Annotated in this window: 16 protein-coding genes and 1 pseudogene; 4 read left to right on the forward strand and 13 right to left on the reverse strand. The window is 49.8% G+C overall.

Annotation, left to right across the window (positions count from 1 at the left end; genetic code table 11):
• Nucleotides 1-26: 26 nt before the first annotated feature.
• The gene (gene ftsH / locus GBK04_RS04365) at nt 27-2,093 is read left to right on the forward strand and encodes an ATP-dependent zinc metalloprotease FtsH (protein WP_152757174.1); all 2,067 of its coding nucleotides are present in this window, start codon (nt 27-29) and stop codon (nt 2,091-2,093) included.
• Between the two features lie 62 nt (nt 2,094-2,155).
• Here ftsH and GBK04_RS04370 read toward each other — a convergent pair whose 3' ends face one another.
• The 13 genes and pseudogenes from GBK04_RS04370 to pdxA all read right to left on the reverse strand — a co-directional run bounded on the left by GBK04_RS04370 (nt 2,156) and on the right by pdxA (nt 18,266).
• Nucleotides 2,156-3,262 carry a nucleotidyltransferase domain-containing protein gene (locus tag GBK04_RS04370; RefSeq protein WP_152757176.1) on the reverse strand — a complete coding sequence of 369 codons (1,107 nt, stop codon included), beginning with the start codon at nt 3,260-3,262 and terminating at the stop codon, nt 2,156-2,158.
• On the reverse strand, nt 3,262-4,173 hold the full coding sequence (locus GBK04_RS04375) for a serine kinase (protein WP_152757178.1): 912 nt from the start codon (nt 4,171-4,173) through the stop codon (nt 3,262-3,264). Before GBK04_RS04375 ends, GBK04_RS04370 begins: the two co-directional genes overlap by 1 nt.
• 18 nt (nt 4,174-4,191) lie before the next feature.
• On the reverse strand, nt 4,192-4,557 hold the full coding sequence (locus tag GBK04_RS04380) for a lasso peptide biosynthesis B2 protein (protein ID WP_373330709.1): 366 nt from the start codon (nt 4,555-4,557) through the stop codon (nt 4,192-4,194).
• Nucleotides 4,558-4,645: 88 nt separating this feature from the next.
• The gene (locus GBK04_RS04385; RefSeq protein ID WP_152757182.1) at nt 4,646-4,930 is read right to left on the reverse strand and encodes a PqqD family protein; all 285 of its coding nucleotides are present in this window, start codon (nt 4,928-4,930) and stop codon (nt 4,646-4,648) included.
• A gap of 110 nt (nt 4,931-5,040) precedes the next feature.
• Nucleotides 5,041-6,567, reverse strand: a complete 1,527-nt coding sequence (amaB, locus tag GBK04_RS04390; protein WP_152757184.1) for an L-piperidine-6-carboxylate dehydrogenase — start codon at nt 6,565-6,567, stop codon at nt 5,041-5,043.
• 28 nt (nt 6,568-6,595) lie between these two features.
• On the reverse strand, nt 6,596-7,657 hold the full coding sequence (locus GBK04_RS04395; protein WP_152757186.1) for a saccharopine dehydrogenase family protein: 1,062 nt from the start codon (nt 7,655-7,657) through the stop codon (nt 6,596-6,598).
• Between the two features lie 223 nt (nt 7,658-7,880).
• Entirely contained in the window at nt 7,881-9,068 is a 1,188-nt protein-coding gene (locus tag GBK04_RS04400; RefSeq protein WP_373330710.1) for a tetratricopeptide repeat protein, read from the reverse strand.
• A gap of 274 nt (nt 9,069-9,342) precedes the next feature.
• Entirely contained in the window at nt 9,343-11,643 is a 2,301-nt protein-coding gene (locus GBK04_RS04405; RefSeq protein WP_152757188.1) for a DUF4331 family protein, read from the reverse strand.
• A gap of 26 nt (nt 11,644-11,669) precedes the next feature.
• A pseudogene (locus GBK04_RS04410) lies at nt 11,670-13,429 on the reverse strand (DUF4331 domain-containing protein).
• A 953-nt stretch (nt 13,430-14,382) separates the two neighbouring features.
• Nucleotides 14,383-15,468, reverse strand: a complete 1,086-nt coding sequence (locus GBK04_RS04415) for a Gfo/Idh/MocA family protein (RefSeq protein WP_152757190.1) — start codon at nt 15,466-15,468, stop codon at nt 14,383-14,385.
• A gap of 66 nt (nt 15,469-15,534) precedes the next feature.
• On the reverse strand, nt 15,535-16,152 hold the full coding sequence (locus GBK04_RS04420; protein WP_152757192.1) for a DNA-3-methyladenine glycosylase: 618 nt from the start codon (nt 16,150-16,152) through the stop codon (nt 15,535-15,537).
• A gap of 5 nt (nt 16,153-16,157) precedes the next feature.
• Nucleotides 16,158-17,045, reverse strand: a complete 888-nt coding sequence (locus GBK04_RS04425; RefSeq protein WP_152757194.1) for a YicC/YloC family endoribonuclease — start codon at nt 17,043-17,045, stop codon at nt 16,158-16,160.
• 117 nt (nt 17,046-17,162) lie between these two features.
• On the reverse strand, nt 17,163-18,266 hold the full coding sequence (pdxA, locus tag GBK04_RS04430) for a 4-hydroxythreonine-4-phosphate dehydrogenase PdxA (protein WP_152757196.1): 1,104 nt from the start codon (nt 18,264-18,266) through the stop codon (nt 17,163-17,165).
• Between the two features lie 296 nt (nt 18,267-18,562).
• On the opposite strand from pdxA, the gene GBK04_RS04435 reads away from it, so the two are divergent.
• The 3 genes from GBK04_RS04435 to GBK04_RS04445 all read left to right on the forward strand — a co-directional run bounded on the left by GBK04_RS04435 (nt 18,563) and on the right by GBK04_RS04445 (nt 20,760).
• Nucleotides 18,563-19,504, forward strand: coding sequence for a 2-hydroxyacid dehydrogenase (locus GBK04_RS04435; protein WP_152757198.1), 942 nt, complete (start codon nt 18,563-18,565; stop codon nt 19,502-19,504).
• A 110-nt stretch (nt 19,505-19,614) separates the two neighbouring features.
• Nucleotides 19,615-19,977: a hypothetical protein gene (locus GBK04_RS04440; RefSeq protein WP_152757200.1), complete on the forward strand. Its 363-nt coding sequence runs from the start codon at nt 19,615-19,617 to the stop codon at nt 19,975-19,977.
• Nucleotides 19,978-20,073: 96 nt separating this feature from the next.
• Nucleotides 20,074-20,760 (forward strand): hypothetical protein, encoded by a 687-nt coding sequence (locus tag GBK04_RS04445; protein WP_152757202.1) that lies wholly within the window; start codon nt 20,074-20,076, stop codon nt 20,758-20,760.
• The last annotated feature ends 5 nt before the right edge of the window (nt 20,761-20,765 follow it).

Raw genomic sequence — 20,765 nt, forward strand, 5'->3', positions numbered from 1 at the left:
CAAATTTCTACTAATGACCCTTTATAATGTCTGATAACGATAACAAAAGAAATCCCTTGAATCCTAAAAGTCCGCAACGGGGCTATCAGGGTTGGATCATTGCCGCCCTCATTGCTACGATTCTGGGAATAACATACCTGAACAGATCGTCCTCACTCCGTGAAATTACCCAAAAGCGGTTTGAGAAAATGGTGGCCGATAAGGAAGTGGCCCGCGTGACTATCGTCAACGACAAGTCTGTGGAGGTTACCCTCAAACCAGAAGCCCTTAGAAAGGATAAATACCAGGTTATTTCCAAGGAGAACAATTACTTCGGAGGCGAGGCCAGTCCGCACTACCAGTTCCAGGTCACTTCGGCGGAAACTTTCAAGAAAGATCTCGAGAAAATGCAGGAGGCCGTCCCTGACGGTGATAAAGTCGAATACAAAATTGATACCCGAAACGATTGGACCGGGTTTATAGGTACCTGGGGCTTTTTCATTGTCATGATTCTGGTGATGTATTTCCTGCTGGGCCGTATGTCGGGAGGCGTAGGACCAGGAGGTCAGATTTTTAACATCGGTCGGTCCCGGGCTACATTGTTCGATGCCGAAAACAAAGTCAAGATCACCTTCAACGATGTAGCAGGCCTTGATGAAGCCAAAGAAGAAATCAAGGAGATCGTAGACTATCTGAAAAGTCCTGACAAATTCAAGAAATTAGGGGCCAAAATTCCGAAAGGCGCTTTGTTAGTGGGACCTCCCGGTACCGGTAAAACCCTCCTGGCCAAAGCCGTAGCGGGTGAAGCGGAAGTACCTTTCTTTTCGCTTTCAGGTTCCGACTTTGTCGAAATGTTTGTGGGGGTAGGTGCCGCTCGGGTACGTGACCTGTTTAAGCAAGCCAAAGAGAAGGCTCCCTGTATCATATTTATCGATGAAATCGACGCCGTTGGTCGCTCACGTGGCCGGGGTGGTATGCCGGGTTCAAACGACGAACGGGAAAATACGCTGAATTCACTTTTGGTAGAAATGGACGGCTTTGCCACGGATTCAGGTATTATCATTGTGGCCGCCACCAACCGTCCTGATGTACTTGATTCAGCTTTGCTACGTCCCGGTCGTTTTGACCGTCAGATATCTGTAGACAAACCTGACGTTATTGGCCGGGAAGCGATCTTCAAGGTACACCTTAAGCCGATCAAAATCTCGGAAGATGTGGATATTCAGAAATTGGCTGCTCAGACGCCCGGTTTTGCTGGAGCCGAAATTGCCAACGTATGTAACGAAGCGGCCCTCATCGCCGCCCGGCGCGATCGGGATAGTGTGACCATGCAGGACTTTCAGGATGCCATGGATCGCGTGATTGGTGGTTTGGAAAAGAAAAACAAATTGATTTCTCCCGAAGAGAAGCAGATTGTGGCCTATCATGAAGCTGGTCACGCTGTGGCAGGTTGGTTCCTGGAACACGCCGATCCTTTGGTGAAAGTGACGATTGTTCCTCGTGGCGTAGCTGCTTTGGGATACGCCCAATACCTACCCCGAGAGCAGTACTTGTACCGCACTGAGCAACTATTCGATGAGATGTGCATGACACTGGGTGGTCGTGCGGCGGAGGATGTGGTCTTTGGAAAAATATCCACGGGTGCCCTCAGTGATCTGGAGCGCGTTACCAAAGTGGCCTACAGCATGGTTACTATGTATGGTATGAATGATAAGATTGGAAATATATCGTTTTACGATTCCAAACAGTCGGACTATTCATTTACCAAGCCCTACTCGGATGCTACTGCTGAGAAAATCGACCATGAAGTACGCCTGCTGGTTGACAAAGCCTACCAGCATGTGATGTCCATGCTGCGTGACAAACGCGAAGCGTTGGAAGTGATCGCCCAGGAACTTCTGGAAAAGGAAATCCTGTTCCAAAGTGACCTTGAACGATTGATAGGTAAGCGGCCTTATGAGAAAGAAACCAACTACCAGGCTTATGTTAACCGTCGCTCGCGTGAGGAAGCCGCCATCCATGATGAGGCAGTAAAGCAAGCGCACGAAACCAACGAACAGGCTGGTGATGTGGTGGTGGAAACCGAAGTAGAAGGCGGTGAGCCAAAAGTGTAAATCACACTTTTCATATAAATAAAGAGGCCAGTTTAAGAAACTGGCCTCTTTATTTATATGAGCTATTCATTTTTCAAATACCACAATGCCTTATGGTATAGAAGGCTAAATTCGGAAGCATAACTTAGATGCAGTTTGCCAACCTTTAAGCGATCCAACAAAGTATCGCGCATGGTCAGAGCGTGGCGAAAATATGCCCATGTCGAGTTCTTAGGATTCTTAGGCATATTTTCCCACTCCTTCAGAACACTGCTTGATAAGGTTTTGGGCGTGACGTCAGGCCATTCTTTTTTCCATTCCAAACCCAGGCCTCTCAAGACTCCCAGACTATGTTCCACCAATTTTTGGATTCCCTTCTTCTGAGCCATCTCATTGATTACTTCCCAATCGGTTTCATGCCCGTATCTTGAAAGATAGGTTGCAAAATCAGCAATATATTTCAACTTCAACCAGCGTTCTTTGCCTCCGTGGTGCATTAGCAAAAGCAAGAATTGATATTCATTTGAAAAACTACGAAGGGATTCGTTCTGAATTCGATGAAACAATTCGAATGTAGACCATTCTGAGGAAGGAAAATGAAAACCCAATCTGGGATAGGATACTTTCCAATGCATTTCCAATGTAAATTCCAGGGAACTACCCGTAACTTTTCTTAACATGGGCACATGATAATCTGTGCGCAGAAATGCGTCTCGCAAAGTAGGCGAACCATTCAATAAATATATCCGATAAGGGTCGGCAGAAAAACCCGCCTTTGTAACGAGGTCCAACGCAGATTGGTATTTATCCACACCCACCAACATATCAATATCACCGAACTCCCGTTTCCCGACTTGTCCATATAACCATTCGGCCCAGACGCATCCCTTATAGGCATATACCGGAATCTGGTTTTCCTCCAGTATTTTGGCCACTCGAATTGTCTCCTGCGTGTTGATGAGATTGGACACTGTAATGTCCAAACATTCTTGTCTAAGCTCAGAAACCCAACTTTCATTTTTCCCTTGTACCAACGAGAACAGTTGAGGCCGGACATTATGCCAACGTGCAAGAGCCAACAACCGATCGCTTCTAACTGACCTCATTTCCTGCTCGTCCAAAGGCAGGTCTATGCTGGTTGAGATCAGTAGAGATAGTTCTGGCGAAAAACCTACGCTGCGTTTTTCCATTATACTTTCGTCGCATTAGACAGCACCCACTCCTCCAGCGAGGCAAAGTCCTTGGGGCGGCGCAACCGCCATATAGAGGCCGCCGAAGCACACCAAATGCTTTGCATGAAATGCCGCTGCAGGGCTTTCCCAGTAAGGAGGTGGGTAGCCAAAGGAAAATGCCTGACCAACTCGACTGGAGCTTCGGTAGGTTGTACGGCCTGTAGGGCAGAACGATTACGTGCCTTATGAAGAAAATAGATTTGCGCCACCGGAACGGGTTTACTTGGAAAATCCATATCAGGTACCATGGCAAACTTATTGATGCCTTCGCTAACGGGGACCAATCGAGCCGAATCTAGCCCCAGTCCTTGTACTGTATTTCCCCATATTTTCAATTGAGGATAAGCCGGTAGTACAAAAGGCTGATTCTTTTTGTCAAATGCAATGGCCGTGAGGTCATCGCTGAGTAGTTGAGCTCCTTGTTTGACAAAGGCCGATGCAGTAGTAGACTTACCCGCCCCCGGCTCGCCCATGAAGCAAAAAGCTTCCTGGCCTACTTGTACCGAGCTGGCATGTAGCAGTAGCAATCCTCGCTGGAAAAGGACACATCCCAGCGCCTCACTAACTGTAAAAAGACTGAGAAGAGCGAAATCCTCTGTATAAGAATCGACATAAAGGGTATGGCCACCAACCGCCCGGAAGCTCGCTATGCCTTCCCATTGCAAGCAGATCGACCCATCCGAACCCGTCCCACTTCGCGCCATGACGCCTCGCCTATGAATAGCGGTTTGTTCCATGGACGGAAACGTGATCGCTGACCGGACAATATGAATGTCCGGGATAGAATTACCGTTTTCCGGTAAGGAAATCAATTCGGGGAGTAGGATATCGGAAGCAATGGTCAGCTCGAAAGCACGGTACAAGGGCATAATTCCTTTTCTTGGTAATTACTGCCATACCCAAATGGGCCGGTAGTTTGTTTCTTCAGGCCAAGCGCCAATGACAATATGCCCATCCTTCTCGACCCAGGCATGGGCCTCGAATCCTTGGGGGGCCGCTGTCTGCACGCCAATGTGTAATGGCATATCCGGATCACACCGAAGGATATATTTTAAAGCCAGGGCCTGGGGTAGGCAGGTCAATGCAAAGGGTAATCTAAACGCTGCCGTCTGCACGGCCCACGCCGCATCGGCTATGTATTGTTTTGGATAAACACCCGCTTGCCGTACCCGTAGGGTATATGCGTAGGCTTTTTTGAACTGGTTAAAAGAAAGGAACCGCAGGCTCGCTTTAATAACGAGTAGAACTACCATGGCTTTCCCCAGTAAGAGCCACTGCCTGCTGCTGAGTTTTCGTATCTTGTTCCAGTCCATGTTCTACCAGCTCACTCATTCGGCTGCGTTAGGCTTCATCGACTACTAATTTTTCACGTAGCAGTTCATCAAGCAACGCCGCTATATCCTCCTCGCAGTTTACGCGGTCAACTTCGTATTCATTCATTACCAGCTCGCAAAGTTCGTCAAAGGATTTCGGGCCGCTTTCAAGGGCGCTCCATACTAAAGCACCTACTTCACTCAAACCGTAGTACATACCTTTGTCGTGGTTCAGGATAACTACCTCATCGGCCATATTTGATGACACCTGCGCGGTAGATAAGCTGAATTTTTTATTGCTCAATTCATTCATGCAATGGAAATTGTTATGCTTGTGGGGTAGGTGGTGTTGAAATTATTCACAAAAATAATAAATATACCTCCCGTTGGAGTCAAGCTTTCACTTATTTACCGAAAATCACCCTATAATTCAAACGTAATCCCTTGGGCCAACGGCAGAGAATGCCCGAAATTGATCGTATTGGTCTGTCGGCGCATATAGGTTTTCCAGGCATCCGATCCCGATTCGCGTCCCCCGCCGGTTTCTTTTTCGCCCCCGAATGCTCCTCCGATTTCGGCCCCCGAGGTACCTATGTTGACATTTGCGATGCCGCAGTCACTACCCGCTGCCGACAAAAATCGTTCGGCTTCCCGCATGTTGAGAGTAAAGATGGCCGATGAAAGTCCTTGGGGTACCCCGTTCTGTAAGGCGATTGCCTCTTCCAGCGTGGCATATTTGATCAAATACAGAATGGGAGCGAAAGTTTCCCGCTGCACGATATCCCAGTGATTCTCCACCTCAGCTACACAGGGTCGAACATAACAACCTGACTCGTATCCGGATCCTGTCAGGGTACCCGGCTCAATAACAAAGGTACCCCCCTGGGCTTTGATAGTTTCTAATGCGGCCTGATAGTCGTCTACGGCCTGTTGGTCAATGAGGGGCCCTACGTGGTGGGTCGCTTCCATGGGATCACCAATCCGGAGCTGAGTATAAGCTTTTTGAAGCCGTTGCTTCAAATCCTCGTAGATTTTTTCGTGTACAATAAGCCTGCGCGTACTCGTGCAACGCTGACCAGCCGTACCTACTGCCCCGAACACGATGGCGGGAACAGCTACGGCAAGGTCGGCCTCGGGGGTAATGATAATGGCATTGTTCCCTCCGAGTTCCAGCAGACAGCGGCCTAGCCGCCGCCCGGTTGCTTCGGCTACGGCCTTTCCCATGCGGGTACTTCCTGTAGCCGAAACCAACGCCACCCGCGCATCACTGGCAATCCATTCCCCAGGTTCACGACCACCCAACACCAGGCAGGATACGCCTTCGGGAACTTCATTGTTTCGCAGTACCTCCCGGATAATATTCTGACACGCGATACCCGTCAATGGGGTCTTCTCCGAAGGTTTCCACACGCATACATCCCCACAAACCCAGGCAATCATGGCATTCCACGACCAGACAGCCACAGGAAAGTTGAAGGCGGAAATAATACCTACCACGCCCAGTGGGTGCCACTGTTCGTACATACGGTGGTCGGGGCGCTCGCTTTGCATGGTAAGACCGTACAACTGGCGCGAAAGACCAACAGCAAAATCACAGATGTCAATGATTTCCTGTACTTCACCCAGCCCCTCCTGTAGGCTCTTGCCCATTTCATAACTGACCAATTGGCCGAGAGCTTGTTTATGCTGCCGGAATTGCTGGCCCATCTGGCGCACTATATCACCCCGAAGAGGTGCGGGTTTCAAGCGCCATACTTCAAAAGCGACCTGAGCCTGCCGGATCACCGCATCGTAGTCCTCGCGGCTGGCTACCTGCGTATTTGCAATACAGTGTCCGTCGACTGGCGAATAGGATTCGAGAACCTTTCCATGTCCTGCCCACTGATTTTGTCCGGTACTTACCCCAGGGTTGTCCGCTTGTATGGTAAGTTCTCTAAGAAATTCTTTCATCTTGTTTCAATTGGGACCTGATGGTTCATCAACCCTGAGTATGGTAGAACGATCCATTCGTCGTATCCAGAAATTTATCCAGGGGTATGTCCTCCTGACGAATAAAACCGCGCTGGGGTAAACTGCCAGCAGCTACCATCTCCACCACTGCCGCAATGGATGCGGCGGTGGTCCATGAAATAGCCCGCCAGTGTTGACCGTCGATTTGAATGGGATGGTAGGCGCGGTAGAATTCCTCACGTTCCAGGTGATTCCCCTTCCAGCCTTCCACCACCGCATACACATACACGACGTCCTCTTGTACAGGCGGCTTGGCCTCGGTCAGAATTTGCTCAATGAGTTCCCGCTTATTTTTCAGGATCAATTCATATAGCATGAATCGCATCAGACTGGCATGACCGGGATAACGAATGGTTTTGTAATTGAGTGTATCGACTCTTCCCTCGTACGTTTCGCACATGGTACCCAGTCCTCCTGAGGTTGTAAAGGCTTCAAACTCCTGTCCTTCGATGTTGATCACTTCGATGCCATCCAGCGAAGAAACCGTTTTGCGGGTACCATTATGGATTACTTCCGCGTCATTGATGTACTCATTGATTACCCCCGCCGGCGACCAGGTAAACGAGTAGCCCATCAGGCCGTTCGGGTAGCGCGGCAGGGCCCCTACCCGAAGTTCAATGTCACGTAGTTTGGTAAACTTTCCCGCCAGGTCAGCTCCCACAATGCCGATGAAACCGGGTGCCAGGCCACACTGCGGAGCCATGACTCCCTGGCTGTCACGGGCCATTTCCCGGATAGCGGCTGTGGTAGGTACATCTTCGGTTAGGTCAAAATAGTGAATACCTAATTCGTAAGCCGTTGTGGCAATGGGAAGATTGAGATTATACGGCATACACGAGACGACCGCATCATAGCCTTCCATATTTGCCCGAAGTTCGGATAAATGGGTCACATCGGCTGTTAGAACGGGAAAGTCCAAGGTCACACCGGGTAGATGCTTGTCCATCCCCGTAACCTCGAACTGCTTGCTGAGCAGGGTACCTACCAGCAAACCAACTTTTCCCATTCCGATTACCAAAATTTTTTTCATACCATATTCAACAATAGGGAGCGTGTCGACGATTCTTGACTGATTCGGGCCAGGCACGTTGACCGCCCCTGGATTAGCAAATATAGTTTTTTGTAGCATACAATAAAAAAGACAGAACCCAGCGGCTGTAACCGTTGCCTGAGCTATCTTACCAAAAATCCCCTGCGCCGCTGATTGGCTGCGCAGGGGATTTCTTAAAACTTTTTGCCTAGTCTGCCTTAGTTTACAGAACAGTGAGCGGATTCACTTTTTTAGCTTCGGAAATTAGTTTTTTGCTTTCGTCCACATTGCCCATTGCCAGCGCAATCTGACTAGCCTGTTGTAGTAGTTCGGGATCTTTGCTTCCCGTGCGCATGGCGGTCTTGATGTACTCCTGGGCTTTCTTCATATTATTCTGCTGGAAGGCTACCGTCGCTAATGCATGATTCACATCAATGTTATTTGGACGCCTGGCGAATTCCTTTTGTCCGTAAAAAGCGGCCGAATCCAGTTGCCCCGTCTTGGTATACAGTTTGCATAGTTCCAGATCAACAGCATGACCCGACTGAGCATCTTCGTCCAGCATGGTCACTACCTCCGCATACTTTTCAGCAGCTTTTTCCTTGTTTCCCTGTAAGGCATAAATTTCGGCCATTTGCTCGTGGAATGAAAACTCTGGCAGAATGGCTGTGGCCTTGTTCAGGGTAGTCAGTGCCTTGTCATATTGTTTTCGCAAGGTCTGCACTTTTGCCTGACCGCCCATTGCAAAAGCATAGCTGGGACGAACGGCCAGAATCTCGGCGTACTCATTCTCCGCCTTGTCAAGCTGTCCGGTCACGATATATAAATGCGCCAGTGTGTTCTTACTCCAGCAGTAAGGTTCCGAGCCAGGGAGTCCCGCCTGTACGGCAAGCTTCATGGCTTCTATCGAGCTGGGGTAGTTTCCGTAAATCTCCCGCAGGTACGAGGCCCGCGAATATGATTCGAGGGAAGGCTTGAGCGCCTGCATCTTATCCGATACTGCCACAGCTTCTTCGTAATCGCCCAATTCTACATTGGCATCCACCAGAACACCATATACATAGGCATTGTTGGGATTGATCTTCCGGGCTTGTTCGGCTAGTTGGCGCGCTTCGGAAAACTGGTGCTGCGACATTTTTACGGACGCCTTAAAGGTGGTTGCCTCAAAATTCCGAGGATCGATGCTGAGCACCCCATCCAGAATTTTCAACACCGCCGGATAATAGTACGGGTGTTCTCCGGTGATGCGGGCCTCGGCCATGTAGATGGTAGCAAGTTGCAAACGGGGTTTCACTTCGCCGGGATTTTTGGCGATTATCTGCTTCAGCTCATCCACCTTTGCCACAGTCTTGGGCCATTCTACCGCCGTAGCCAGCTCACCCTTGCGTTGAAAAAGGGGAGGGATTTCCATTGAAGTTGTAGAAGATGCCGAACCCTCATCCGACTTACCTGTGTCTTTACAAGCCACCAGTACGCTAATTAAAAGTAGAACTACCCCTATTCGGCCGGGTACCCCTCTGAATTTAGTAAGATGCATTGCCATCATTGAACTGATTTTTATTCTGTTATCCATGAATTGCCGGAGAGGAATAGACGGATACCAAAGGTTTTCCGATGTGCCTATTCATCTCCGGCTAATCTAATTGTACTCAGGTACCTTGAGGTACCCGAATTTATTTATTCTGTTACTGACGAAGCAACTTAATGGTCCGGCTATCGGTAGGAGTAGACACTTTTATGAAGTAAATACCAGGTTGACGGCCGAGCTTCATACTGCGCTGCTCCACATCACCCGTAGCCTGGAAAGTCTGCTGGGTCATGATCTGGCCCTGGCTGTTAGCCAGCCCCATCTGCATGGTTTGCCCGGCTACCCCTTTCACTTCTACGGTTACCCGATCGTTCGTAGTAGGATTCCCCAATACAGTCACCGAGAAAGGCGAGACTTTTTCGGGAGATTCGTAAGCGATACGAGCCTGGCTGCACTGCTTACGAAAATCATATTGCATAGAAACTTCCGAACCGGGATCGCCTACGTAACGGGCTTTGATATTCAGTACGCCGCTACTGTTATTATCCCAGAATAATTCCTGCTCGACACGCTGGCGGGGATTGGTTGTCCAGGGCGTTACACCGGCAGCTGAATACTCGACGGTACGTCCCGCGGCAGCATTATCAGTTGCAAACTCAATGTCTCCATTGGTACAAGCAAACCGTAGCACTTTAACAGCGAATGCAGTACTGGGGGGCGTAGGTACGTCTATTTTTTTACCTTCGTAGCTTGGGCCACGGAAACCTCTCCAGGGATTCTGTTCGTAGGGGAAAACGGCCTTCAACGTAGTGTCGTTCTTTACGGGACCCGCTTTGAAACCGAGTACATTCCCTAATTGGGCGGTTACGGGATTTCCACCTACTGTGTAGTCGTCGTACCAGAGTCCAATTGCGGCCAACACGACGCCACCTACTGCCTGCAATTCGATGGTAGTTACGTCATCCTCCAGACGGCGTCCGTTGGGAAAGCCATCCATGTTAGGAATAAACTGCAAATCCTTGGTAGCATTGTACATCGGGTCGGTAAGGCCCAGCGCAGCGGCCTGCACCAAACCCAGTGAGCTGAATTTGGGATCATTCCGCGGCGTAGCAGGTACCGCCATATTCAACCGCAACCAGTCGCCCAGTGAAGGGAGGAAGTTATTGATGAATGGCTTACCGGCTGCCAGTGGATTGCCTGCCGGCTTACCTGTTGCCAGCTGGTAAGGAGGTATGTTAGGTACCCCCGTATAAAAGATTGGCAGCAAATCCACCGCCCGAGGACTCTTGTTGTCAGGTAGCAGGATACCTCCAAAATTGGCTTCGGAGAGCGCCGTTCCATCCAATGCCGCGTTTCCTTTCAAAGGGAAAAGGCCGGGCTTGCCGTTACGGAAGTCGAATGTTCCTAGCGACTTGGTCTGAATACGCAAGGGAGCAAGACCTGGCACAGCTCCACCGAACTGGGAATCATCCATATACAGTGCCAGCTCGGGATTCGAGAAGTACTGAGCAAACTGCAAATCGTTGGTAGGTAGCGTCGCATTCCAGCGGTCTTTCATGCCGATGGGAATGATGGCTTCATTAGTCAGGGGCATGCCTAGCCGCGATACTTGCTTCCATCCTCCATCGTAGCCCACATCACCACCATTATAAAGTGTTTTGATCATTTGGCGGCTGGCTGAGGCGTACACACCAATCACATAATTAGCGTCCAGAATATTCCTGGCTTCGGCCAACGACTTATGATCTTTTTGCAAAGTCGATACAGGTACCTCGATTACGATAGAATGGCAGTTGAATTTGGCCACGGCATCACGGGGATTATCAGCTCTAACTGCTCCTAAATCAAAAATGCCCAGATCCACGAAGAACGGATCGTCCACGGGACCGGCGAACACCTTCTCGCCCGTACTGGCCGTCATGATCGATTTCTCGACCAATTGATTATAATTGGCAGCCCCCAGGCCAACCGTCTTGTTCTCGATGGAACGGGGACCGATATTCGGCGGAGGTACAATCCCATTGGAGATAATCATCTGAAAGGTACGTCCGCCATCCATGCTGCGTTCGCAGGTATAGGTAGTTTTCAGGTTTTCCTTACCCAAACGGATATTGAAAAAGGTGGTAGGATCCTGATTTTCCTGCTTAAACATAAACCGGTAGATGATGTCCCCACCAGGGGTACCTGCGTTATTATCTACGTGAATTTCGTACCGGACATGCTCACCGAAAGAGTACCAGTTAGGGCCACCAGCCGGGTGCTCAAACGGAATATAATTGGCAATTAGCACGATATTATCTGGATTCGCAGGGCTTTTGAAGGCATACACGTCGGTATTGTCGGCCAACGGGTCATTGGAAATAAGGGGCGCTTCCCGGTGCGAAGAGGCAACCGCTGACGAGGGCTGAAGAACGACCAGCGCCAGAAGCCCCACTATATAATATAAGAGATTTTTCATAGTTCTCAATTTTGTAAGAGTGAATATCAGAATCTGTCTTTTTGTGGATAGTCGAACCCGCGCCAAGGCTTAGCCATGTAAGGAAATGTGCTCATCAATGGCGTGTCGTTCATCGTAGGTCCGGCAGTGAAGCCCAGCACACTGCCCAGCTGAGGAGTCACAGGACTGGCTGTCACGCCAGGCTTGAAGTCGTCATACCACAAACCCACAGCAGCCAGTACTACCCCCGAAACAGCCTGCAACTCAATAGTCGTCACGTCATCTTCGAGGCGGCGTCCGTTGGGGAAGCCATCCATGTTTGGAATGAACTGCATTTTAGCGTCCGTATTATAAGCGGGATCAGTAAGTCCCAGTGCAGCGGCCTGCACCAGGCCCAGTGAACTAAATTTAGGATCATTGCGTGGCGTAGCAGGCACCGCCATATTGAGCCGCAACATGTCACCCAGGGTAGGCAAAAAGTTGTTAATGAAGGGCTTGCCTACTGCCAGTGGATTACCACCCTTGCCCGTAGCTAACTGATAGGGAGCCAGGTTAGGTACCCCCGTATAAAAGATAGGTAATAAATCGACCGCCCGGGGGCTTTTTGCGTCAGGTAATAATATACCACCAAAAGCCGCTTCGGCCAGCGCCGTACCGTCCAAAGCGGGATTGCCTTTTAAAGGATATAAGCCGGGCTTGCCATTACGGAAGTCGAAAGAACCGAGTGAATTAGCCTGGATCCGCAGAGCATTCAGTGAGGGTACCGCTCCACCAAACTGAGAATCATCCATGTACAATGCCAGTTCGGGATTGGTGAAGTACTTGGCAAATTGCAGGTCCTCTCCTCCATAAGGGCTGGTGGCATTCCAGCGGTCTTTCATGCCGATGGGGATAACCGCTTCGTTGGTAAGCGGCATGCCAAGGCGCGATACCTGCACAAATTTGCCATCGGTCGACATATCGCCGCCATTATTAATGGTCTGGATCATCTGACGGCTTGCCGAAGCCCACACGCCAATCACATAGTCGCCATCCAGAATGTTTTTGGCCTGGCCAATGTCTTTCCCATCCTTTTGGAGCATACCGACCGGAATCTTCAACGCAATAGTGTGTACATTGAAACGATTGAGCCCATCTTTGGGAGCGTTGGTCGAATTGCCCTCGGGACGGAAGTTACCCACATCAAATGCACCAGCCAAATCCACAAAGAAGGGATCGTCCACAGGCCCGCAGAATACTTTTTCACCAGACGAAGCGGTCATGATCGAATTAGTCATCAGGGCCTCGTAGGTTGTATTCAAGCCTGCCGCTCCTTCAATCGACCGGGGGCCGATGTTGTTGGGGGGACCATCCCATCGGCAACGATCGTCATAAACGTCTTGCCCCCGTCCATGCTTTTTTCGCACTTGTAGGTGGTTTTGAGGTTCTGTTTACCCAGTCGGATGTTAAAGAAAGTAGTAGGGTCTTCGTTGGTCTGGTAGAATGTAAAACGGTAGGTGATATCGTCGCCGGCCGTAGTCGTTTTATTCTTGATGTGAATCTCATAGCGGACATTCATGCCGAAATTGTAATAGTTGGGTCCCCCTTCGGGCGACTCAAACGGAATGTAGTTCGCAATGATGGTGATCATGTTGGGATCATCGGGACTCTTAAAGGCATATACGTCCGTGTTGTCGGCCAGGGGGTCCTGAGAAATAAGCGGAGCTTCCCGGTGGCTGGAAGCATAGCTACCGATGGTCAGTAGCAGCAGGGCGCAACTCAGTAAGCCAGTTCTGAGCGACCCAAAAAGTATAGGGATCATTCGCATAGTGATTGATTAAAAAGGTTAGAATAGAAAATGAAACGGGTAAAGACAAATAGGCAGGAAGCAACCAAAGCAGTGGGGTTGCTGAGAGTAAAAGCAGCCGGAAAAGGCGGGGTTATTTCGGCATCGAATGCCCGGCCCGGTGATATAGAAAAACCGGAATGCCAGCAGAAGAAGAATACTAGGTAGAGTCGATGTAAAAGTTTTTACTCATTTGCTGGATTTGGTTACTAAAATTATTAAGCTAAAAACGCACACGAAACATAACGTCCCTATTCGAAGGGAATGAACACAGCCAGCGCACAGTACCTTCGAACAGAAGATGCATGGCTAGTAGCTGGAATGAACAACCAGGGTATGCTTAAAGAAAGAGAGGACTATCAATCTTTCGAGGGATTGATATATGAGCTATTTGAAAGGGAGAGTCGTGTTGATCGTATTCAGGCACCACATGTTTGCATATACGCCCGAAACAATAGAAACGGATTGAGGCATTTGTTAATTTAGTCAATTTACCTACCCTACCATCAATCCGACCATAACAAAATTGTGCCCAAATCTGGTAAGCCTAATTACTTACACCGTTCTAACTAGGAAGTAATTGTAATTGTTTGCTTAAAATTATTACTTTTTTGAGTACAAACAAATGAAATGGCTACTTTGGTCGATTATATGTTATCTATAATAAGCCCAATTTGATCTTTACTGGGTACCAAACTATCGTAGCTAACCGTCCAGGACAACAACATCGATTCGTACTAGTAAGGTAGGGGTATGTTATCTTGCTAGATTCCCATGGCTGTGGTAGAAGAATTCCCCATTCTGGGGAACAGGTTCGTTCAAGGAATGAAATAGCCGGGGAAAGTATATAACCTGCACTTAAAAAAAACTAAAAAAACCAAAAGACAAAGAACACATTCTCTGTCTTTCGGTTTAGACTGACCCGGTAAGGTACCTTATGAATCCAGCCGCACCACTTCGCCCGTCCGCACGGATTCGTCGCAGGCAAAGGCTACCCGCAAACTGTTCACCGCATCCTGCACGTGATCGGTCAAATCGATATTTTCCCGAATTGACTTAAGAAAATAGCGCTGCTCCCGATTGCAGAGTTCCTGGTGATCGGGTTCATCGGTGAGGTTGATCCATTCATCTTCGTGTACAAACTGGTCATCAGCATTCAGATCGGCACGGTGGACGCGCAACGATTCGGTTTTCGTATGGGCATCCACGTTATCGGATTTGCCACTGCCACCCGCCTCTTTCGCCACGATAGAAACACACCCTTTGGGGCCAATCACATCCTTCACAAAAAAAGCCGTTTCGCTCATCATGGGACCCCAGCCTGCTTCGTACCAACCCACCGAGCCATCGGCAAACTTAATCTGCAACTGACCGTAATTATAGTTGGTCGTCGGAATGTCGTCCGTCATTCGTACCCCGATTGCCGTCACCTGGGTAGGTTGTGACCGGGTCATCTGGCACATGACATCGATGTAGTGTACGCCACAATCCACAATTGGGCTCAGGCTCTTCATCAGATTCCGGTGCACGGTCCACATGCGGCCGTGGCTCTGTTGGTTCAGGTTCATGCGCATTACCAGCGGTTTACCCATTTCCTGCGCTATTTCCACAAATTTCTCCCAGGAAGGATGGTGCCGTAGTATATAACCTACCACCACTTTTTTATCTGCTTTCCGGGCAGCCTCCGCCACCCGCTCGGCACCCGCCACGGTATCGGCCAGGGGCTTTTCGATAAATACATGGCATCCCTGTTCAAGCGCCATGATGGCGAACGTCTCATGCGTGTCGGGGTAGGTAGAAATACAAACGGCGTCGGGTTCGGTAGCGGCCAATGCTTCGGCATAATCAGAGAAAAGGGGGTACCCTCCTCCCAGTTTTTCGTTCAATACGTTTTTGCTATCGCCGGTAGAGACGATGCCGCAAATCTCGAAGCCGTCGATGGACTGGTAGGCTTGCGCATGGGAAGCTCCCATATTACCACAGCCTACCACGAGTACCCGGATGTTATTTTGAGTTGTCATTCTAAATAGTTTTGATGATTAGAATAGTAATTCTTAGGCTAATGGCCATTGGCTGATAGCTTTCTTCTATTTTACACTCACGTATTTATTATTTTTTATGTAAAAACGATAAGGCAGGTCGGTTCCCTGCGTAATGCCGATGCGGGTGGTGGTAACCATTTCAAAATCAGAAAGTACCGGTGCAGTGATTTGGATTTCACTACCCGACAGCGATACCGCGTTATGCACGGGACGGATCCCCATCGCCTGAACCAGCTTGCCGGGACCATTGCACAGGTCTTTTTCAGTCAGGGCCTTTTTCCGGGTTTGGGGCAGAAGCGTTTTAGGATTGAGCTGTCGCCGTTCCTGCATCAGGTCCAGTCCTTCGGTCGGTTCCAATGCCCGGATCAGTACGGCTTCTCCCTCTCCTACCGCCCCTCCTACTACATTGACGCAGTAGTACATCCCGTATATCAGGTAGACGTATAAGGTACCTGCCGGTCCAAACATGGCGGCGTTGCGCTTCGTCTGGCGGCGGTAAGCATGGCAGGCCGGATCGCCCCATAGGTAGGCTTCGGTTTCCACAATCAACCCCGCGGTGCGCCCAGCCTCACTTTCGTGCACCAGTTCGCAACCCAGCAGTAATTGCGCTAGTGTCAGGGTGTCATGTTGTTGGTAAAAATCGGCCGAAAGGTACCCCCGCATACTTTCTAGATCACATTCATGGTCTGTTCCTTGATCTTCTCCAGTTCATCCTTCATCTGTACCACGAGCCGCTGCACCGTAGCATCGTTGGCCTTGGAGCCGATGGTATTGATCTCGCGACCGATTTCCTGGGCGATGAAGTTGAGCTTCTTACCGTTGCTGTCCAACGAATTCAGGGTTTCCAGAAAATAGTCCAGGTGGTTGCCCAGGCGCACTTTCTCTTCTGAAATGTCGTATTTTTCAATGTAGTAAATCAGCTCCTGCTCGAAGCGGTTGGGATCGTAATTGTCGTCCGAGAGCAAATCCTTCACCTGCTTTTCCAACCGCTCGCGCACGGCGGGGATGCGCTGCGAATCCTGAGCCTGTATCTGGAGTAACAGCAGGCGAATGGCCCCAATATAATCCTCTAGTTTGTCGGCGGTCAGCTTGCCTTCCTGTTTGCGGAACGTATTACACCGGTCAATCGCTTCGTGGACAGTCTTTTGGATAAGCCCCCAGTCCTGATCGCGACGCGCGTCATCGGGTACATCCGTTTGGTAGGCATTTGGCATTTGCAGGCATAGTTTGAACAGCTCGGTCGGATCAGCCATGATGCCCAGTTCCTGCGAACTTTCCACCAGGTTGCGGTAGTAAGCATTGATAAGCGCGCGATTCACCACCGTAGCGCCCGCCCCGGTACCTTTGGGCTGAATGGTCAGGTTCAATTCTACTTTGCCCCGTTCCAGCACTTGTGTAAGCAGGTTTCTAATCTCAATCTCACGCTCAGAATATTGGCGGGGTATGCGACAATAAATATCCAAAAACTTAGAGTTCAGGGTCTTGATTTCTACCGTAACGGAAAGTGAATCGGAATCAAATGTGGCGGTTCCGTAGCCAGTCATGGATTTAAGCATGGAGGGTCTGTTGACTTGTGGATTGGAGTATTGGTGAATTAGTAAATTATTGAACTACGTTTTTGAGGAGTGAGGTAGGTACCTGCCTGTAGACACCAAGCTGGTCGGCCTAACGACCTAGCGGCGGTTCGACTTCTGCGCCTTACCGGGCGCCTGGCTTTCGGAGGCCTGAGGTGTAGACACCAGCGCATTTTTGGCCAGCTCGGCCGCTTCCAGCCGGTAGCGCGACACGTCGCAGGCCAGGTAGATGGCTTCCAGCATGGAGCCGGGTTCCGCTACGTTCTTACCCGCGATATCGTAGGCGGTACCATGATCCGGTGAGGTACGTACGGCGGGTAGTCCGGCTGTAAAATTCACCCCCGAATTGAAAGCAATGGTTTTGAAAGGAATCAGCCCCTGGTCGTGGTACATGGCCAATACCGCGTCGTATTGTTTGTAAGTGGAAGCGGCAAAAAAACCGTCGGCCGGGAACGGCCCGAACACCAGTTCCCCTTTCTCACGAAAGCTAGTCAGCACCGGGCCGATTACGTCCAGTTCCTCACGGCCCAGCAAGCCGTTTTCGCCCGCGTGGGGATTGAGCCCCAATACCGCCAAACGCGGCTTGACTATTCCGAAATCGCTTCGCAGCGAATGCAGCATCTGCTGTATTTTGGCGGTTAGCTTCTCGCTGGTAATTTGCGAACGTACTTTTTCGAGAGGTATATGGCCCGTAAGTACCCCTACCCGGAAATCGTCGGCTACCATGAACATAAGCGCTTCTTGGGTATCGAATGCCTGCGCCAGAAATTCGGTATGGCCGGGAAATTTAAACTCCTCACTCTGCATCGAATCTTTATTGATCGGCGCTGTCACCAGAGCGTCGATCCGCCCGGCTTTCAAATCCTCGGTGGCACGCTTGAGGGCGGCATAGGCTCCTTTGCCCGCGTCGGCTGTGATTTTACCCGGTTCTATCTCGGTTTGTTGATCGTTCCAGCAGGTAATTACATTCGTAGCCTTGGGATTGGCCTGCTCTGGTTTATGGATGCTCTGAAGGTTCCAGTCCTTCATGTGAAACATCTGCCGGTAGCGGTTCAGGACGCGCAGTGAACCATAAATTACTGGTGTGCACTGCCGCATCAGTTGGTTTCCTTCCAGTGCTTTCAGAATCACTTCCGGTCCGATGCCGTTATAATCGCCCATGCTGATCCCGACGATCGGCTTTTCATTTAGTACTTCACTCATTTGGATTCTTAGCTGATGGCCGTCGGCGGTTAGCCAAGGGCCTAAAAACATTAGGTTTTAAAGCAAGTTGTTGTTAATACTGTTAAGAAATCAGGATTTGAAAGCGAACCGTTCGTGCCGGATAATAAAAATCCATCCCCGGCAAAACCGAACAAAATCCTATGTTTCAATTGCTTGAACTGGCAGACAGCCGGCAGTCATCCGCCGACAGCCCCACATAGGTATGCTTTTTACGCAAATACCCCTGACTTTTGTATATCAACTAACGGGCAAGTTACGAAAAATCTCCCGCTCCTATGAAAATACTCATCGCCGATCAAATGCATCCCTCACTCTTCGCTCTGCTTGACGCCCAGGGCTGGCAGTATGACTACCGACCCGATTTCCGCCGCAACGACATCATTTCGTGCCTGGCTGAGTACGACGGTTTGATAATCCGTAGTAAAACCCGCATTGACGAGGAATTGTTGACCCAGGCTACCCGGTTGCAGTTCATTGCACGCGCCGGCGCCGGGCTCGATCTGATCGACGACGCAGCTACCCAGCGGCTGGGCATCAAACTTTTCCACGCCGGGACGGGCAACCGCGACGCCGTGGCCGAGCACACGGTGGGCATGTTGCTCATGCTGTTTAACAACCTTAGCCGCGCTGACCGCGAGGTACGGCAGGCAATCTGGGACCGGGAAGGCAACCGGGGCGTAGAATTGATGGGCAAAACCGTAGGGCTGATCGGCTATGGCAACAATGGTACCGCCACCGCGCAGCGGCTCAGCGGCTTCGGTTGCCGGGTGCTCGCCTACGACAAGTACCGGGAGGACTACTCGGATCAGTATGCGCAGGAAGCCACCCTGGCCGATATTCAGCGCGAAGCGGACGTACTGAGTCTGCACATTCCGCTTACTGAACTTACGAGTAATCTGATCAATGAAACATTCATCTCGAATTTTCAAAAACCATTTTACCTCATCAATGTATCGCGCGGCGAGATTGTCAATTCCAAAGCCGTGGTTCAGGCCATGAAAAACAATAAAATCCTGGGCGTGTGTCTGGACGTACTCGAAAACGAGAAACTCAGCCAACTCACAAACCCGCAACAGGAAGCTTTTGACTACTTCCGTTCTTCCCCACGCGCCGTGCTTACGCCCCACATCGCGGGCTGGACGCACGAAAGCTACGTCAGAATCAATGAAGTACTGGTGCAGCAGATCACCGAATGGGTAGCTGAACAGGATAGGTAGGTTGCGTATAGAGGAAAGGGACTTTGGATGGTAGAAGTTTCAAACTATTTCCAACCCTTTTCTTCTTACGCGGGTCCTGCGGGTACCTGAACCTTTTTCCTGTACTCCCCATGAAAAAACGTATGCTCCTGGCCACTTTATTGGCTGTTTTCTTATTCACAGCTCCCGGTTGTGAAACTCACAAAAAGCAAGATCCTGACCAAGGGTGTTTCGCCCATGCCCCGCTGAAAACCGTCCCCTGGGCCAAAGCCGAGCTGGCCAACTTTCAGCGCCCGAAAAGCGGCCGCCTGCGCGTAGTGGTTTACTCCTACAAAAATGACTACTACCTGGCGTTTGAAAATTTGATACTCTCCTCGCCCATGAGCCATATCTTCGACTGCTCCGGCAAAAACATTATGCAGAAAGGTATCCCTTACAATGACTTTACGGCTGATGCCCAGGAGCTTAAAGTACTGCTTGACAAGTTGTACTAGGTATCCTGGTCAGAACTTCCTTAAAAAAAGTTAAGCCGTAGACTTCGGTTACTAAAATCAGTATCTTGCTTTCTCAAATACAAACCATACCAAGACATGAAAAAACTTTTTCTATGGGGTACCCTCATCGGCCTGAGCGGCTGGATTCCGGCGCAGGCCCAGGCTCAAAAGGGTACCACCTACTGGGGCGGGACAGTGAGTTTTGAAGGCAATTTTCAGGCAGAGCACGAAACAAACAATCGTAATTTTCCGGCATCGGATCAAAAGCAGCAAACCTTCGCTCCTGAGCTCCAATGGGGGAAGTTCGTGAACTCAACTACTTTGCTGGGAGTAGGTACCACGTATGCTTTTAGCTGGGGTCGTGGCAGCCAATTTACTCCTAATTATTCCAACCGAACCCGATCCACCAGTCATAGCATCGGGTTGCTTCCTTTTATTAGAAAATATAAGGCATTGGGCGAACGGTGGTCCATTTTTCTTCACGGGGAAATTGGGCCAACCTATAGCTGGAACAGGTCAAAAAATGACAATTTGACTCAGTACGATAGAGAGAATCATCAATGGCGTTACGGACTGAGCATTAAGCCCGGTTTGGTTTATTTTTTTCCAAAGAAGAATCTGGCGATTGAAGGCTATGCTAATGTGTTGTCGTTCAATGCGCAATACGCTGACTTTGATCAGTATGGAGATGGTAGTTTTAAAATATCTACCGGTCTTTCATCCAATTTCCCCTCCTACTTCATACTTCGGATCGCTAAGTATATCCCCACCAAAACTAACTAGACGAC

The organism is Salmonirosea aquatica (assembly GCF_009296315.1).
Taxonomy (GTDB): domain Bacteria; phylum Bacteroidota; class Bacteroidia; order Cytophagales; family Spirosomataceae; genus Salmonirosea; species Salmonirosea aquatica.